Source organism: Sporichthya polymorpha DSM 43042 (assembly GCF_000384115.1).
Classification (GTDB): Bacteria; Actinomycetota; Actinomycetes; order Sporichthyales; family Sporichthyaceae; genus Sporichthya; species Sporichthya polymorpha.
This window is the reverse complement of record NZ_KB913029.1, coordinates 3,727,037-3,743,505: the sequence shown is the minus strand read 5'-3', so window position 1 is coordinate 3,743,505 and position 16,469 is coordinate 3,727,037. Positions and strand designations below refer to the sequence as shown.

Sequence of the window (16,469 nt, the reverse complement as noted above, 5' to 3'; positions counted from 1 at the left end):
AAGGTTACCTTATCACCAGGGCCGCCTAGGGCCCCGCTGCGGATACCGACGTCCGACGTACCCGCACCGCGGACTCTGCGGCCCATGCACTGGAGATGTCATCTCCAGTGCATCCCGGTCTCAGAAACAGACGAACCCCCTGCCGAAGCAGGGGGTTCGCTCGCTGTAGCCCCGACGGGATTCGAACCCGCGCTACCGCCTTGAGAGGGCGGCGTGCTAGGCCGCTACACAACGGGGCCAGGTGGTGCTCACGGCTTGCGCCGCGTGGTGCGCACGGGACCTTACCGGAGGGTTGTTCCGGATCGGAAATCCGCACTGCGCTGGGGTACCAGGACTCGAACCTAGACTAGCTGAACCAGAATCAGCCGGGCTGCCAATTACCCCATACCCCATGGGTGGTGGCTCGCCGATCGGGCTCGCGCACCGAGGGTCGATGATACCGGGTCCGCGCCCGTGGTCAGGACAGGGCGGCCAGTCCGGCACGGAGGCGGGCCAGGGTCGCGTCGCGACCGAGGAGCTCCATCGACTCGAACAGCGGCGGAGACACCTTCCGGCCGGTCAGGGCGACCCGCAGGGCCCCGAACGCGACCTTGGGCTTCAGGCCCAGTCCGTCGATCAGCGCCGCACGCAGGGCGGACTCGATGTCGGCGGCCGCGAAGCCACCCAGCCCCTCCAGCGCGTCGATGCCGGCCTTGAGGACGGCCTCGGACTCCGGCCCCCGCATCGAGGCGGCGGCGTCGGGGTCGATCGTGACCTCGGACACGAACAGGTACCGGAGCATGTCGACGGCCTGCCCCAGCGTGACCAACCGCTCCTGGATCAGCGGCACGGCGGCGGCCAGCATCTCCAGCTCCGCGGGCGTCGCCGGGTCCGCGATCACTCCGGCCGCCGCGAGGAACGGGGCGACGCGGTTCGCCAGCTCGGCCGTGTCGAGGCGGCGGATCCAGGCGGCGTTGATCGAGTCGAGCTTCTTCGGGTCGAAGCGCGCCGGGCTGGTGTTGACCCGGTCGAGGGTGAACGCCTGCGCGAGCTCCTCGAGGGAGAACTCCTCGCGGTCGTCGCCGAGGGACCAGCCGAGCAACGCCAGGTAGTTGCACATCGCCTCGGGCAGGTAGCCGTCGGCGCGGAACTGACCGATCGTCACGGCGCCGTGCCGCTTCGAGAGCTTCGAGTTGTCGTTGCCCATGACGAACGGCAGGTGCGCGAAGGTCGGGATCTCGTCGTCGGCCACGCCCATCGCGCGGTACACGGCGATCTGACGCGGGGTCGAGGACAGCAGATCCTCACCGCGGACCACGTGCGTGATCTTCATCAGCACGTCGTCGACCGCGACCGCGAGCGTGTACAGCGGCGACCCGTCGGCCCGCACCAGGACGAAGTCCGGCACGGTGCTGTTCTCGAAGGTGACCTCGCCGCGGATCAGGTCCGTGAACGTGGTGGTCCCCGCCGGCATCCGGAGCCGGATGACCGGCTTGCGGCCCTCCGCCTCGTAGGCGGCGCGCTGCTCGGGAGTGAGGTCGCGGCTGTGCCCGTCGTAGCCGATCGGTTCGTTGGCGGCCTTCTGGCGCGCGACCCGCGCCTCGGCCTCCTCGGGGCTCTCGTAGCAGTAGTAGGCGTGCCCGGAGTCGAGGAAGCGCTGGGCCCACTCGCGGTAGATCTCCAGGCGCTGCGACTGCTGGTACGGCGCGTGGGGGCCGCCGACCTCGGGGCCCTCGTCCCAGCTCAGGCCGAGCCACCGCATCGACTCCACCGCCGCGGCGATGTACTCCGGCGTGACGCGGCTCTGATCGGTGTCCTCGATCCGGAACACGAACGTGCCGCCGGTGTGCCGGGCGTACGCCCAGTCGTAGAGCGCCGTGCGGATGTTGCCCACGTGCAGGTCACCGCTCGGGGACGGGGCGAACCGGACCCGCACGTTGCTGTTCGCGCTCATCGCGCCACCACCGAGTTCGTCAGGGTGCCGATGCCCTCCACCGTCACCGCCACCGCGTCGCCAGGCTTCATCGGGCCCACGCCGGCGGGGGTCCCGGTCAGGATCACGTCGCCGGGCAGCAGCGTCATGACCGACGTGATGTAGGCGACGAGGTCGGGGACCTTGTGCACCATCTGCGAGGTCCGCCCGGCCTGCTTCAGCTCGCCGTTCAGGGTCGTCGTCACCGCGAGGTCGCCGACGTCGAGGTCGGTCTCGATCCACGGGCCGAGCGGGCAGAAGGTGTCGAAGCCCTTCGCGCGCGTCCACTGGTCGTCGCTGCGCTGCAGATCCCGCGCCGTGACGTCGTTGCCGACGGTGTAGCCGAAGATCACCTCGGGCACCCGCTCGACCGGGACGTCCCGGCACAGCCTCCCGATGACGATCGCGAGTTCGCCCTCGTAGTGCACCTCGGTCGACTGCGACGGGTACCCGATCGCGTCGCCGGGCGAGACCACCGTGGTGTTCGGCTTGAGGAACAGCAGCGGCTCGGCCGGCACGTCGTTGCCGAGCTCGGCCGCGTGGTCGGCGTAGTTCCGCCCGATCCCGACGACCTTGCTCCGCGGGATGACCGGCGCCAGCAGCTTCACCTCGCCGAGCGGCACGTGCTGTCCCGTCGGCTTGACCGGCGTGTACAGCGGGTCGCCCTCGACGACGGCCACGACCTCGGCGCCGGGGTCGCCCTCGATCACGCCGAAGTGCTGGGAATTCTCATAGGTGAAACGGGCGATTCGCACCCAGGGAGGCTACCCGCGGGGACCTCGACCTCGTCGGGCGCGTGTCGATGACGCGCCCCGCTCACCGGAAGGCGGCGCGCACGAAATCCGTCCACATCGCGACCTGGCTGTCGCCGTGCCCGACCCGGCCGTCGGCCTCCCACCGCGCCAGCCCGATGCTCATGTGCACGTTCGACCAGGTGTGCCACGGCGCGGCCGCGCGCAGCTGACCGTGCAGCACGTGCTCGGCGCCGGTCTCGTCGACCGCGACGACCCGGTGCGCCGCCTGCCGCCGCGCGCCGATGTCCCACTCGGTCTCGATGCGCGCCTCGGTCACGGTCAGCAGGCGCCCGTCCCGCCACACCCAGCCGCGGTTCATGGCCTGCGCCCGGGCCGGGTCCTCGGGGAAGACGTCACGCCAGTGGGCGGTCTGCGGGTCCTGCAGGCCGGTGACGTGGACGGCGTAGTCGTCGCCGAAGACCGCGACCAGCCAGTGAATCGCGGACGCACCCGCCGGGTCCTCGGTGCGCGCCTCGCCCCAGGAGCGGTCGCGCACCGCGTAGGAGTTCACCTCGAACTCCTCGCCGCGCAGGCGCAGCGTCCCGGTCGAGCGCATGACCTGGTCGAAGTGCCGGTTCGACGGCAGCATCGCCGGCGGCATGATCGCCGTCTGCGTGACGTCGAAACTGTTGCCGCGGGCCGGGTCGTCGTAGGTCATCCGGATCGACTGCAGCGGCTCGAGCACCTGGTACCGGTAGCCGTTGGGCAGGGTGACGTCGGTCAGGTCGCCGCCGTCGTCGGTGATCGCGGTGTCGGGAACGAAGTCGCGCATGTCGAACAGGTCGGCCTCGAGCTGGGTGCGCACGAAGCCGCGCCAGCACCAGGCGCCGCCGCTCATCAGGTGCAGGTTCGGGTGCAGCCAGATGTAGTTCAGGCAGTGGATGTCCGCCTCGGGGACGTGAAACCCGGCGAAGACCGTCTCCACGAGTGCGGGGTCGGGGTTCTCCGCGAGGGCGGCGCGGTGCATCCCGTCGTCGTGCGGCTGCGCGTCGCCGAAGCTGTCGGCGACCTGCGCGTTCATGAAGTACGACGTGTTACTACTCATGCGAGCAGCCCTTCCGCGCTCGGGACGGCGACAACGGCGTCCGGCCATCATCGCCCACCGAGGTCCGCCTACCGTGGGACTGTGCCGGACGTCCTGCTGAGCCCCGCCGAGTGGCGGGCGTGTGCCGCGGCCCACGAGGCCCGGGTCGCGCCGTGGGTCGACCCGCACCTCGACCGGGCCCGGCGCCACGAGAAGCACCCCGTGCTGGACTTCCTCTTCACCTACTACAACCACTCCCCCGGGGCGCTGCGCCGCTGGCACCCCGGCGCCGGCGTCGTGCTCGCCGGGGACCCGCCGCACCGGCGGTGGAGCGGCTACATCGAGGCCGACGGCGGGGTGACCGCGGACCTGACTCTCACCGGCACGCGGGCTCGTATCGCCCGGGACACGCTCACGCTGCTGGAGGCCACCGCCGCGCGGCGGCCGGTCTTCGGCTGCCACGGCATGCACGAGTGGGCGATGGTCTACCGACTCTCCCCGGACGAGGTCCGGCACTCGGCCGTGCCGCTGCGACTGCCGTCGGCCGAGGTCGACGCCGTCGTGGAGTCCGCGCCGCTGCGCTGCACCCACTTCGACGCGTTCCGGTTCTTCACCGACCCGGCCCGGCCGCTGAACCTGCTCACCCCCACCCGGGCCGCGATGCCCGACCTGGAGCAGGGCGGCTGCCTGCACACCAACATGGACCTCTACAAACACGCGTACCGGCTCAGCCCGCTGGTGCCGTCCGAGCTCGTCGCCGACTGCTTCGCCCTCGCCCGCGAGATCCGCGCGGTCGACATGCGGGCCTCCCCGTACGAGCTCGCCGACCTCGGCTACGCTCCGATCCCGATCGAGACCATCGAGGGACGCCGCCAGTACGTCGAGCTCCAACGCGACTTCGCCGACCGCGCCGCCGTCCTGCGGGGACGGCTCATCGAGGCCATTCGTCCGGTGGTGGACGCGGTCCGGCCCGCCGGGACCGGTGCCCGATAGGATCACCCCACCCGCCGCACCAGCCACGCCGCACACCCGCACGCGACCCTTCGGTGGCGCGTGAAAAACACCGAACGGATCTCGCGTAGATGGCCAAGGAAGTCGTCCCCTTCACCGTCACGTGTTCGGGTGGCGAGGAGGCCAACGGCATCGCCAACATCATGCAGGCGTTGCTCGCGCAGAACTTTGCGAACAAGCCGCACCTGGTCAAGACGGCCCGGAAGATGCGGCACCCCGTGACGATCGTGAACACCGACACCGAGACCGAGTGCACGCTCGACTTCGCGAGCAACGGGATCACGATCTACAACGGGATCGTCGGCGAGCCCAACATCGCGGTCTACGCGAGCTCGGACCAGCTGCTCCAGCTGTCCCAGATGAAGGTGAAGGCCGGCGGCAAGCTCCCCGTCGGGCTGCTCTCCCCCCGCAGCCCCGTCCTGCGCCAGCTGATCGCACGCCAGATCATCATCAAGGGCCTGTTCTCGCACTACTTCGCGTCGATGCGGACCCTCGCGCTCATCTCCCTCGCCGACTGAGCGCCCGACAGGCGCTTGCGTCCGAAGATGTGGTCGCTATGGCAGCCACATCTTCGGACGTCCGCGGTCGCGCTCAGTCGAGCGGGAGCCCGGCGGTGCGGAGCAGGCCGTAGGTGACGCCGTCGGCGAGGGCCTGCCAGGAGGCCTCGATGATGTTCTCGTGGACGCCGACGGTGTCCCACTCGGTCTCGCCGTCGCTGGTCTCGACGAGGACGCGGACGACCGCGCCGGTGCCGTGGGCACCTTCGAGAATGCGGACCTTGAAGTCGACGAGCTCAAGGCGGGCGAGGTCCGGGTAGACCTGCTCGAGGCCCTGGCGCAGCGCGCGGTCGAGCGCGTTGACCGGACCGTTCCCCTCGCCGGTGGCGACGAAGCGCTTGCCGGAGGCGTGGAGCTTCACGGTCGCCTCGGTGCGGACCTCGCCGGTCGCGTCGCGGTCGACGATGACGCGCCAGGACTCCAGCTCGAAGACGCGGCTGTTCTCCGGCTCCAGCTCCTCGCGGATCAGCAGGTCGAACGAACCGTCGGCGGCCTCGAACGAGTAGCCGCGGGCCTCGAGGGTCTTCACCTTCTCGACCACGTTCGCCAGGGCGGTGGGGTTCGTGGCGAGGTCGTGGCCCAGCTCCTTGCCCTTGAGCTCGACGCTCGCGCGGCCGGCCATCTCCGAGATCAGCATGCGCATGTCGTTGCCGACCAGGGTCGGGTCGATGTGCTGGTACAGGTCCGGGTCGACCTTGATCGCCGAGGCGTGCAGACCGGCCTTGTGCGCGAACGCGCTCATGCCGACGTACGGCAGGTGGTGACGCGGCGTCATGTTCGCGATCTCCGCGATCGCGTGGCTGACGCGGGAGAGCTCCTTGAGCTTGCCGGGGGGCAGGCACTGGATGCCGAGTTTGAGCTCGAGGTTCGCCACGACCGTCGCCAGGTTCGCGTTGCCGGTCCGCTCGCCGTAGCCGTTGGCGACGCACTGCACGTGCGTCACGCCGGCCTCGACGGCGGCGATGGTGTTGGCGACCGCGCACCCGGTGTCGTCCTGGCAGTGGATGCCGAGACGCGCGCCGGTCGCGGCGAGGACCTCGCTGACGACGCGGTTGACCTGCGACGGCAGCATGCCGCCGTTGGTGTCGCAGAGCACGACGACGTCGGCACCGGCGGCCGCGGCGGTGCGGACGACCTCGACCGCGTAGATCGGGTCCAGGTGGTAGCCGTCGAAGAAGTGCTCACAGTCCACGAACACGCGACGGCCTTCTGCACGGAGGAAGGTGACGGTGTCCGTGATCATCTCCAGGTTCTCCGCGAGGGTGGTGCGGAGTGCCCTTTCGACGTGGCCGACGTGGCTCTTCGCGACCAGGCAGATCGTGCCGGCCCCGGAGTCACGGAGCGCGAGGACCTGTAGGTCCTCCGACGCTCTGCTCTCGGCCTTGCGGGTGGACCCGAAGGCCACCAGCTGTGCGTGACGCAGATTCAGTTCGGTCTGTGCGCGGGCGAAGAACTCGGTGTCCTTCGGCAGCGCACCCGGCCAGCCGCCCTCGATGAAGCCGACGCCGAGGTCGTCGAGGTGCTTGGCGATGGCGAGCTTGTCCGCCACCGTCAGCGCCATGCCCTCGCCCTGCGCGCCGTCGCGCAGAGTCGTGTCGTAGACGTGGAACGCGTCCGAGAGACCGTTCTGCTGGGTCGTCACGAGGTGCCGTCCTTCATCAATCGCCGTGCTGCGGGTGGTGCCGGACAAACAAAAAACCCCTCGTCAGCAGACGAGAGGTTTGCGCATCGACGTGGTGCCGTGTCGATGCGCCTATCCAATAATCAGGGCCTGTGCCACGGGGTCAGTGTGACACAGGCCCTGGATCGGAGCCAAACGCGCACGTCAGGCCGCGGTTGCACGGCCCTTCGAGGTCACCGCGGCGGTGCCCGACTTCGAAACCGTCACCTTGGTCGTCTTCTTGCCGGCCTTCGTGTACTTGTGCTTGCCGGTGACCTTGTAGGTGCCCTTGCCGGTGCGGACGACCTTGCCCGTGCTGGTGGTGCCGTCGCCCCACGTGATCGTGACCTTGTAGTTCGCCGCGGGCAGGTCGGCGCGGTCGGTGAAGGTCGCGACCGTGTAGGTCTTCGACTTGCCCTTCTTGGCCTTGAACGTCTTGGCCGTGATGGAGATCGCGGACGAGGCCGTCGGCGGCTTGGCCGCGCCGTTGGTGACGAACGAGACCGGGCCGTTGCTGGTCGTGGTGCCCGCGCTGTTCGTCGCCTGGATCGCGCAGACGTACTTCGTGCCCGCGCTCAGCCCGGTGAGCGGGACCGACACCGTCACCGGCGCCGTCCCGGAGCCCGCGAACGCTCCGCCGGCCGTCCACGCGCCGCCGGTGCAGGACGCGGTCGCCGCGGTCGCGGCGCCGTTCGGCGTGACCGACCCGGTCAGCGTCGCGGAGTCACTGGTCACCCCGGCAGCGGCCGTCGGGCCGACGGTCGGGACACCCGCGTCCGGGGCGGGGGTCGGGTCCGGCGTCGGCGACGGCGTGACCGTCGGGGTCGGCTCGGGCTCGCCCGCGCCCGTGGTCGTGAAGACCGCCGGCGAACTCGTCTCGGTCGTGCCCGCGCTGTTCGTGGCCGTGAGCCCGCAGGTGTACTGCGTGCCCGGCTTCAGCTCGGTCAGGTCCGCGCTCGCCAGCGCGGTGGTGTTCCCCGACGCCGGGCCGGTCGCCGTCCACTTGTACGTGCCGCCGGTGCAGGTGACGCCGAGAGTCGTCGCCCCGCCGCCGGGGTTCACCGGCGCGCTCAGCGTCGCCGTGGTGTCAGTGACGTCGGTCGCGGTCGTGTCACCGACGGTCGGGGCCGTGACCTCCGGGCCCGGCTCGGTGGACTCCAGCGTCGTGAACGCGACGTCCGCGCTCTTCGTCGCGCCCGCGCTGTTCTCCGCGGTGAGCGTGCAGGAGTAGTCGGTCTCCGCGGTTAGCGAGGTCAGCGAGGCGGTGACCGTGCTGGCCGTGCCGCCCGCCGCCAGGCCGTTCGCGGTCCAGGCGTAGGAACCGCCGGTGCACGCCACCGAGATCGACGTCTTCGCGCCGTTCGGGTTGACCTTCGCTGTCAGCTTCGCCGTCGTCGCGGTGACGTCCTTCGCCGCCGGGTTCTCGATCGCGGGCTTGGACGCCGTCGCGGTCGCTCCCGCCCCGGTCGCACCCAGCACGCCCGTTGTTCCCGCCACCAGGGCGGCCGCCCCGGCCCACACCAGCGCGCGCCGTACTCGCCCGAACTCCATGCCCACGTCCCCGTCCTGCTCCACCGACACCGGCGCGGGGGCCGGTGTTCTCTCCGGCCCCCGCGACACTCGGTGGTTATTACTTCACAATCCGGGGATTTTGGGCACCCCGCCACGCGGCCGTTCAGGGGAACGGCAGGTGGCGGTAATCGCTCAGACGACCTTGTGCAGCCAGCCGTGCTTGTCCTCGGCGTGACCGTGCTGGATCGCGAGGAGCGCGTTGCGGATCTTGCTCGTGACCGGGCCGGGCTCGCCGTCGCCCATCGCGAGCTCGCCGCCCCGCCACGCGAGCTTCCCGACGGGCGTGACGACCGCCGCGGTCCCGCAGGCGAAGACCTCGACGATCTCGCCGGAGCTCACGCCGTTGCGCCAGTCGTCGATCGCGATGCGGTTCTCGGTGACCTGGTGCCCGAGGTCCGCGGCGAGGGTGAGAATCGAGTCGCGGGTGACGCCCTCGAGGATCGAACCGGTCAGCGTCGGGGTCTCGATGTGCCCGTCGGCGTGGACGAAGTACAGGTTCATCCCGCCGAGTTCCTCGACCCACTTGCGCTCGACGGCGTCGAGGAAGACGACCTGGTCGCAGCCGTTCTCGATCGCCTCCTGCTGCGCGACGAGGCTGGCCGCGTAGTTGCCGGCGCACTTGGCCGCGCCGGTCCCGCCGAGGGCGGCGCGGGTGTACTCCTCGGAGATCCAGATCGAGACGGGCTTGAGGCCCTTCGCGAAGTACGCGCCCGCCGGGGACGCGATCACGTAGAAGCTGACGTGCGAGGCCGGCTTCACCCCGAGGAACACCTCGGAGGCGAACATGAACGGCCGCAGGTACAGGCTCTGCTCGGCGCGGGTCGGCACCCACGCGGCGTCGGTGCGGACCAGCAGGTCGATCGCGTCGACGAAGATCTGCGTCGGCAGCTCCGGCAGCGCGAGCCGCTTGGCGGAGCGCTGGAAACGTGCCGCGTTCTGCTCCGGCCGGAACGTGACGATCGAACCGTCCTCGTGGCGGTAGGCCTTGAGGCCCTCGAAGATCGACTGCGCGTAGTGGATGACGGCGGTGGCCGGGTCCATCGAGATCGGCCCGTACGGACGCAGGCTCGCGTCGTGCCAGCCCTGCTGCGGCGTCCAGGTCACCGAGACCAGATGGTCGGTGAAGTACTTGCCGAAGCCCGGGTCGGCCAGGATCTCGGCCCGCCGCGCCTCGGGCGCGGGAGCGGGGTTCGGCGTGATGTGAAAGTCGAGTCCCACCGTCGTCATGGGCGGAACGCTACCTGCCGGGCCTGAGCCCGGGGCAGAGTCGAGCCCAGTTGCGGGGGTCGTGCGCAAAGTCCTTGCAGTGGGGGTGGCAGAAGACATGTCGGCCTCCTTCGGCCGTCGTCGGAGTAGGGGGCTGCGCGACGGCCTCGGAGGACCGCCTAGCCGGCTACTCGGGCGGCGATCGCGTCGCCGATCTGGGCGGTGCTGCGCGCGGCCGAGCCCCGCTCGGCCAGGTCGGCCTCGACGGCGGCGGTGATCTTCGCGGCCGCCTCGGCGTGACCGAGGTGCTCGAGCATCAGCGCGACGGACAGGATCGTCGCGGTCGGGTCCGCCTTGCCCTGGCCGGCGATGTCGGGGGCCGAGCCGTGCACGGGCTCGAACATCGACGGGTTGGTCCGCGAGACGTCGAGGTTGCCGCTCGCGGCCAGGCCGATGCCGCCGGTGACCGCCGCGGCGAGGTCGGTGAGGATGTCACCGAACAGGTTGTCGGTGACGATCACGTCGAAGCGGCCAGGGTTCGTGACCAGAAAGATCGTCGCGGCGTCGACGTGCAGGTAGTCCCGCTCGACGTCGGGGAACTCGGGCGCGACCTCGCGGACGATCCGCTGCCACAGACCACCCGCGTGGACCAGGACGTTGTCCTTGTGCACCAGCGTGAGCTTCTTGCGCGGGCGGGCCTGGGCGCGGGCGAAGGCGTCGCGGACGACGCGCTCGATGCCGAACGCGGTGTTGAGGCTGACCTCGGTCGCGACCTCGTGCGGCGTGCCGGTCCGCAGTGAGCCGCCGTTGCCGACGTACGGGCCCTCGGTGCCCTCGCGGACCACGACGAAGTCGATGCTCGGGTCGCCGGCCAGCGGGCTGACGTAGCCCGGGTACAGCTTCGACGGGCGCAGGTTGACGTGGTGGTCGAGCGCGAAGCGCATCTTGAGCAGCAGGCCCCGCTCGAGGACGCCGGACGGAACCGACGGGTCACCGACCGCGCCGAGCAGGATCGCGTCGGCGCCGCGGATCTCCTCCAGCACCGAGTCCGGCAGCGTCTCCCCCGTCGCGTGCCAGCGCCGGGCGCCGAGGTCGTACTCGTGGGCCTCGATCTTCACGTCGCTCAGCGCCGCGTCGAGAACCTTGCGGCCCTCGGTCACCACCTCGGTGCCGATGCCGTCGCCCGGGATGACTGCGAGTTTCAGGCTGCTCATGGCGGCAGTTTAAGCCGCCGTCTCACACCTCGGCCCACCGATATCACTATGTGGACATCGGTGGGCCGATTCGTGTCTGCGGGATGCAGCTCAGGTCAACTCAGGTGAGGTCGACGGCGCGGGCCCAGTCGGCGGCGATCGCCGTCTGCAGCTCGCTGAGGGCGTCCGCGGGGATCGCGGTGTCCACGGTCAGCGCGACCAGCGCCTGACCACCCTTGGCGTCACGGGCGACCTGCATGCCGGCGATGTTCACGCCCGCCTCACCGAGGATGCGGCCGACGGTGCCGACGACCCCCGGGCGGTCGGTGTAGCGGAAGAACGCGAGGTGGTCGGCGAGCTCGACGTCGACCTCGTAGCCGTCGATCTCGACGATCTTCTCGACCATGCGGCGGGCGCCGGACAGCGTGCCGGACACCGAGACGACCTCACCGGTCGCCATCGTGCCGCGGGCGGTGACGAGGTTGCGGTAGCGCGGGCTCTCCGGGCTCGTCGTCAGGTGCACCTCGACGTTGCGCTCCTGCGCGAACAGCGGGGCGTTGACGTAGGAGACCGACGCCTCCTCGGCGATGTCGGTGAACACGCCCTTGAGCGTCGCGAGCTCCATCACCTTCACGTCGTGCTTGGTGATCTCGCCGCGGACCTCGACGTCGAGCCGGTCCGCGACCCCGCCCGCGAGGGCGGTGAAGATACGGCCGAGCTTCTCGCACAGCGGCAGACCCGGCTTGACGTCCTCGGCGATGGTGCCGCCCTGGACGTTGACCGCGTCCGGCACGAGCTCGCCGGCCAGCGCGAGGCGGACCGACTTGGCGACGGCGATGCCGGCCTTCTCCTGGGCCTCGTCGGTGCTCGCCCCGAGGTGCGGCAGGGCAACGACGTTGTCCAGTTCGAACATCGGCGAGTCGGTGCACGGCTCCTTGGCGTAGACGTCGAGGCCGGCGCCGGCGACCCGGCCCTCCTTGAGCGCTGCGTAGAGCGCGTCCTCGTCGACGATCCCGCCGCGGGCGGCGTTGATGATGTGCACGCTCGGCTTGACCAGGCGCAGCTGCTCCTCGCCGATCAGGCCCGCGGTCTCCGGGGTCTTCGGCAGGTGCACGGTGATGAAGTCCGACTCGCGCAGCAGCTCGTCCAGGCTGACGAGGCGGACACCCAGCTGCGTCGCGCGGGCGGCCGGCACGTACGGGTCGTAGGCGATGAGCTCGACCTCGAAGGCGGCGAGACGCTGCGCGACCAGGGCACCGATACGGCCGAGGCCGACGACGCCGACGGTCTTCTCGGCGAGCTCGACGCCGGTGAACTTCGAGCGCTTCCACTGCCCCTGCTTGAGCGAGGCGTGGGCTGGCGAGACGTGGCGGGCGCTGGCCAGCAGCAGGGCGACCGCGAGCTCGGCGGCGGAGGTGATGTTGGAGGTCGGAGCGTTGACCACCATGACGCCGGCCTTGGTGGCCGCGGCGACGTCGACGTTGTCGAGGCCGACACCCGCGCGGGCGACGACGCGCAGCTTCTTCGCGGCGGCCAGCGCCTCGGCGTCCACCTTCGTGGCGGAGCGGATCAGGATGGCGTCGACGTCGGCGATCGCGGGGAGCAGCTCCTCGCGGTTCGCGCCGTCGCAGTGCCGGATCTCGAAATCGGGGCCGAGCGCCTCAACGGTGGCGGGCGACAGTTCCTCGGCGATCAGGACCACAGGCTTGGTCACAGGAGGATCCTCACGGAATCAGAAGGCGGGGGCTGGAGAGGAACACCACACTGTGCCCGCAACATGAGTGTAACGAACGCGAACGGCCCCCCGGACCGGGCCGGGGGGCCGTTCGCGTGAGAGGTGAGGTCAGCCGGAGATCCAGCTCATCAGCGGACGGAGCTTGGCGCCGGTCTGCTCGATGGGGTGGTTCTGGCCCTCGTCGACGTACTTCTTGTAGTTCGGGAGACCGGCGTCGTACTCGGCCATCCAGTTCTTCGCGAAGGTGCCGTCCTGGATCTCGCCGAGGATCTTCTTCATCTCGGCCTTGGTCTGCTCGGTGATGATCCGCGGGCCGGAGACGTAGTCGCCCCACTCGGCGGTCTCGGAGATCGACCAGCGCATCTTGGAGATGCCGCCCTCGTACATCAGGTCGACGATGAGCTTCACCTCGTGGAGGCACTCGAAGTACGCGACCTCGGGCTGGTAGCCCGCCTCGATCAGGGTCTCGAAGCCGGCCATGATCAGGTGGCTCAGACCGCCGCAGAGGACGACCTGCTCACCGAACAGGTCGGTCTCGGTCTCCTCGGTGAAGGTGGTCTTGATGATGCCGGCGCGCGTGCCGCCGATGCCCTTCGCGTAGGACTTCACCAGGTCCCAGGCCTTGCCGGTCGCGTCCTGCTCGACGGCGATGATGCAGGGAACGCCCTTGCCCTCCTGGAACTGACGACGCACCAGGTGGCCCGGGCCCTTCGGCGCGACCATGCAGACGTCGACGCCGGCCGGCGGGGTGATGAGGCCGTAGCGGATGTTGAGGCCGTGGCCGAAGAACAGCGCGTCGCCGTCCTTGAGGTTCGCCTCGACGGACTCGGCGTACAGCTTCCGCTGCACGGGGTCCGGCGCGAGGATCATGATCACGTCCGCCTCGGCGGCCGCCTCGGCCGGAGTGACGACCCGCAGGCCCTCCTCCTCCGCCTTGGCGCGGCTCTTCGAGCCCTCGGGCAGGCCGACGCGGACGTCGACCCCCGAGTCACGCAGCGACAGCGCGTGCGCGTGGCCCTGGCTGCCGTACCCGAGCACCGCGACCTTGCGGCCCTGGATCACCGACAGGTCGGCGTCGTCGTCGTAGAACATCTCTGCCACGTGGAACTCCTCATGTCGTTACGTCCGAAGATTCGGCTGCTATAGCGACCGCTTCTTCGGACGCTACGGGGTGGGCGAAAAGGCTAGGCGCTGCGCTCGACGGGGCGGAGGCTGCGGTCGGTGATGGAGCGGGGGCCGCGACCGATCGCGACCATGCCGGACTGCACGAGCTCCTTGACCCCGAAGGGTTCGAGCATCCGCAACAGGGCGGCGAGCTTGTCGGCGCTGCCGGTGGCCTCGATCGTGACGGCGTCGCTGGAGACGTCGATGACCTTGGCGCGGAACAGCTGCACGACCTCCAGGACGTGCGAGCGGCTCTCGAGGTCGGCCTTCACCTTGACCAGCACCAGCTCACGCTGGACGGAGCTCGACGGCTCGAGCTCCACGATCTTGATGACGTTGACCAGCTTGTTCAGCTGCTTCGTCACCTGCTCCAGCGGGTTGTCCTCGACGTTGACCGCAATCGTCATCCGGGAGATCTCCGGGTGCTCGGTCGGGCCGACGGCGAGAGAGTCGATGTTGAAGCCCCGGCGCGAGAACAGCGACGCGATGCGCGCGAGCACACCGGGCTTGTTCTCGACCAGGACCGAGAGGGTGTGAACGCTCATCAGCTTTCCTCTTCCTCGCTGCGGTCCCAGGACGGGGCCAGGTCACGCGCGTACTTGATGTCGTCGTTGGAGGTGCCGGCGGCGACCATCGGCCACACCATGGCGTCGGCGTGGACGACGAAGTCGATCACGACGGGAACGTCATTGATCTCCATCGCCTTGCGGATCGTGGCGTCGACGTCCTCCGCCTTCTCGCACCGCAGACCCACGCAGCCGTAGGCGTCGGCGAGCTTGACGAAGTCGGGGATCCGCTTGGACTGCAGGTCGGTGTTCGAGTAGCGGCCCTCGTAGAACAGGGTCTGCCACTGGCGCACCATGCCGAGGTTGCCGTTGTTGATGACGGCCACCTTGATCGGGATGCCGTTGATGGCGCAGGTGGCCAGCTCCTGGTTGGTCATCTGGAAGCAGCCGTCGCCGTCGATCGCCCACACGACCTTGTCCGGCGCGCCGGCCTTGGCGCCCATCGCCGCCGGGACCGAATAGCCCATCGTCCCGAGGCCACCGGAATTCAGCCACGTCCCCGGCTTCTCGTACTTCACGAACTGCGCGGCCCACATCTGGTGCTGGCCGACGCCCGCGACGTACAGCGCGTCCGGGCCGGCGATCTCGCCGATCCGCTCGGTGACGTACTGCGGCGACAGGCCACCGTCCTCCGGGACGTCGTAGCCCAGCGGGTAGCGGGCCCGCAGGTCGAAGGTCATCTCGCGCCAGGCGGCGTAGTCGCCCTTGCGGCCGGCGTCGTGCTCGGCCTGCAGCGCCACGACGAGGTCGGCGATCACCTCACGTGCGTCACCCACGATCGGGACGTCCGCGTGGCGGTTCTTCCCGATCTCGGCCGGGTCGATGTCGGCGTGGATGACCTTCGCCTCGGGGGCGAAGGACGGCAGGTGACCGGTGACGCGGTCGTCGAACCGCGCGCCGAGGCAGACCAGCAGGTCCGACTTCTGCAGCGCACCGACGGCGGCGACGGTGCCGTGCATGCCCGGCATTCCCAGGTGCAGCTCGTGGCTGTCCGGGAACGCGCCGCGCGCCATCAGGGTGGTGACGACCGGGATGCCGGTCAGTTCGGCGAGCACCTTGAGCTCGGCCGCGGCCCCGGCCTTGATGACACCGCCGCCGACGTAGAGCACCGGCTTGCGGGACTCCACCATCAGCTTCGCCGCCTCGCGCACCTGCTTGGCGTGGGGACGGGTCACCGGCCGGTAGCCCGGCAGGTCGAGGGTCTCGGGCCAGGTGAAGGAGGTCATCGCCTGCAGCGCGTCCTTGGACACGTCGACGAGGACGGGGCCCGGCCGGCCGGTCGAGGCGATGTGGAAGGCCTCGGCGATCGCGCGCGGGATCTCGGCGGGGTCCGTCACCAGGTAGTTGTGCTTGGTGATCGGCATCGTGATGCCGCGGATGTCCGCCTCCTGGAAGGCGTCGCTGCCGATCGCGCTCGAGGGCACCTGGCCCGTCACGGCCACGATCGGCACCGAGTCCATGTAGGCGTCGGCGATCGCCGTGACCAGGTTCGTCGCGCCCGGGCCCGAGGTCGCCATGCAGACGCCGACCTTGCCGGTCGCCATCGCGTAGCCCTGGGCCGCGTGGCCCGCGCCCTGCTCGTGGCGCACGAGCACGTGCGTGACGTACTGCGAGTCGAACAGCGGGTCGTACGCGGGAAGGATCGCCCCGCCCGGGATGCCGAAGATGATCTCGACCCCGACGGCCTCCAGGGAGCGGACGAGCGACTGCGCGCCGGTCAGCTGCGCGACGGGCGCTTGGGAGGGGTGCGGATCTGCCATCGGGATTCTCTTTCCGGGAACGTGCGCGGGGTGGTGCGGGGACACAGGTGCGGTGACACAAGGCCGGGAGGCAACAAAAAACCCCCCGCGCCCTTAGCGGGCGGATCGAGGGGTGGCGTGCCTGACCGAGTCGGCGCTCAGACGGCACGCTCGACGAGTACTACGGTCAGACGAAGACACATGCACGAACCGTCGCCGATCGGTGACCACCGTGTCAAGTTGAGACCGCCCCCGGTCCACGATCCGAGACGGGCACGTCCGGGATCGAGACAGCGT

At 70.0% G+C, this 16,469-nt stretch carries 13 protein-coding genes and 2 tRNA genes; 2 read left to right on the top strand and 13 right to left on the bottom strand.

What is annotated here, in order from left to right; translation table 11 throughout:
• Window positions 1-166: 166 nt before the first annotated feature.
• The 5 genes from SPOPO_RS0118115 to SPOPO_RS0118095 all read right to left on the bottom strand — a co-directional run bounded on the left by SPOPO_RS0118115 (window position 167) and on the right by SPOPO_RS0118095 (window position 3,790).
• Window positions 167-239: transfer RNA gene (locus tag SPOPO_RS0118115), tRNA-Glu, on the bottom strand.
• An 81-nt stretch (window positions 240-320) separates the two neighbouring features.
• Window positions 321-392, bottom strand: a tRNA-Gln gene (locus SPOPO_RS0118110).
• 65 nt (window positions 393-457) lie between these two features.
• Entirely contained in the window at window positions 458-1,933 is a 1,476-nt protein-coding gene (gltX, locus tag SPOPO_RS0118105; RefSeq protein ID WP_019876382.1) for a glutamate--tRNA ligase, read from the bottom strand.
• The gene (locus SPOPO_RS0118100; protein ID WP_019876381.1) at window positions 1,930-2,706 is read right to left on the bottom strand and encodes a fumarylacetoacetate hydrolase family protein; all 777 of its coding nucleotides are present in this window, start codon (window positions 2,704-2,706) and stop codon (window positions 1,930-1,932) included. The genes gltX and SPOPO_RS0118100 overlap by 4 nt, the downstream gene beginning before the upstream one ends.
• 61 nt (window positions 2,707-2,767) lie before the next feature.
• The gene (locus tag SPOPO_RS0118095) at window positions 2,768-3,790 is read right to left on the bottom strand and encodes a DUF7064 domain-containing protein (protein WP_156870010.1); all 1,023 of its coding nucleotides are present in this window, start codon (window positions 3,788-3,790) and stop codon (window positions 2,768-2,770) included.
• An 81-nt stretch (window positions 3,791-3,871) separates the two neighbouring features.
• On the opposite strand from SPOPO_RS0118095, the gene SPOPO_RS0118090 reads away from it, so the two are divergent.
• Entirely contained in the window at window positions 3,872-4,762 is an 891-nt protein-coding gene (locus tag SPOPO_RS0118090) for a hypothetical protein (RefSeq protein ID WP_019876379.1), read from the top strand.
• Between the two features lie 89 nt (window positions 4,763-4,851).
• Window positions 4,852-5,298, top strand: coding sequence for a hypothetical protein (locus SPOPO_RS0118085; RefSeq protein WP_019876378.1), 447 nt, complete (start codon window positions 4,852-4,854; stop codon window positions 5,296-5,298).
• 73 nt (window positions 5,299-5,371) lie between these two features.
• Here SPOPO_RS0118085 and cimA read toward each other — a convergent pair whose 3' ends face one another.
• The 8 genes from cimA to SPOPO_RS0118045 form a co-directional block, all read right to left on the bottom strand.
• Window positions 5,372-6,979, bottom strand: coding sequence for a citramalate synthase (gene cimA / locus SPOPO_RS0118080; RefSeq protein ID WP_019876376.1), 1,608 nt, complete (start codon window positions 6,977-6,979; stop codon window positions 5,372-5,374).
• A gap of 183 nt (window positions 6,980-7,162) precedes the next feature.
• The gene (locus SPOPO_RS0118075; protein ID WP_156870008.1) at window positions 7,163-8,548 is read right to left on the bottom strand and encodes a hypothetical protein; all 1,386 of its coding nucleotides are present in this window, start codon (window positions 8,546-8,548) and stop codon (window positions 7,163-7,165) included.
• 153 nt (window positions 8,549-8,701) lie between these two features.
• On the bottom strand, window positions 8,702-9,796 hold the full coding sequence (locus SPOPO_RS0118070; protein WP_019876374.1) for a branched-chain amino acid aminotransferase: 1,095 nt from the start codon (window positions 9,794-9,796) through the stop codon (window positions 8,702-8,704).
• Between the two features lie 158 nt (window positions 9,797-9,954).
• Window positions 9,955-10,989: a 3-isopropylmalate dehydrogenase gene (locus tag SPOPO_RS0118065; RefSeq protein WP_019876373.1), complete on the bottom strand. Its 1,035-nt coding sequence runs from the start codon at window positions 10,987-10,989 to the stop codon at window positions 9,955-9,957.
• A gap of 100 nt (window positions 10,990-11,089) precedes the next feature.
• Window positions 11,090-12,682, bottom strand: coding sequence for a phosphoglycerate dehydrogenase (gene serA, locus SPOPO_RS0118060; protein ID WP_028984886.1), 1,593 nt, complete (start codon window positions 12,680-12,682; stop codon window positions 11,090-11,092).
• A gap of 129 nt (window positions 12,683-12,811) precedes the next feature.
• Window positions 12,812-13,804: a ketol-acid reductoisomerase gene (gene ilvC / locus SPOPO_RS0118055; RefSeq protein WP_028984885.1), complete on the bottom strand. Its 993-nt coding sequence runs from the start codon at window positions 13,802-13,804 to the stop codon at window positions 12,812-12,814.
• 83 nt (window positions 13,805-13,887) lie between these two features.
• Window positions 13,888-14,412, bottom strand: a complete 525-nt coding sequence (gene ilvN / locus SPOPO_RS0118050) for an acetolactate synthase small subunit (RefSeq protein WP_019876370.1) — start codon at window positions 14,410-14,412, stop codon at window positions 13,888-13,890.
• Window positions 14,412-16,193 carry an acetolactate synthase large subunit gene (locus SPOPO_RS0118045; RefSeq protein WP_019876369.1) on the bottom strand — a complete coding sequence of 594 codons (1,782 nt, stop codon included), beginning with the start codon at window positions 16,191-16,193 and terminating at the stop codon, window positions 14,412-14,414. The genes ilvN and SPOPO_RS0118045 overlap by 1 nt, the downstream gene beginning before the upstream one ends.
• Window positions 16,194-16,469: the final 276 nt, after the last annotated feature.

Bases quoted from the DNA above. Each gene is read 5' to 3' on its own strand.
- SPOPO_RS0118065 (WP_019876373.1), bottom strand. From the start codon at position 10,989: ATGAGCAGCCTGAAACTCGCAGTCATCCCGGGCGACGGCATCGGCACC.
- gltX (WP_019876382.1), bottom strand. From the start codon at position 1,933: ATGAGCGCGAACAGCAACGTGCGGGTCCGGTTCGCCCCGTCCCCGAGC.
- SPOPO_RS0118085 (WP_019876378.1), top strand. From the start codon at position 4,852: ATGGCCAAGGAAGTCGTCCCCTTCACCGTCACGTGTTCGGGTGGCGAG.
- SPOPO_RS0118045 (WP_019876369.1), bottom strand. From the start codon at position 16,193: ATGGCAGATCCGCACCCCTCCCAAGCGCCCGTCGCGCAGCTGACCGGC.
- SPOPO_RS0118075 (WP_156870008.1), bottom strand. From the start codon at position 8,548: ATGGAGTTCGGGCGAGTACGGCGCGCGCTGGTGTGGGCCGGGGCGGCC.
- SPOPO_RS0118095 (WP_156870010.1), bottom strand. From the start codon at position 3,790: ATGAGTAGTAACACGTCGTACTTCATGAACGCGCAGGTCGCCGACAGC.
- SPOPO_RS0118070 (WP_019876374.1), bottom strand. From the start codon at position 9,796: ATGACGACGGTGGGACTCGACTTTCACATCACGCCGAACCCCGCTCCC.
- ilvN (WP_019876370.1), bottom strand. From the start codon at position 14,412: ATGAGCGTTCACACCCTCTCGGTCCTGGTCGAGAACAAGCCCGGTGTG.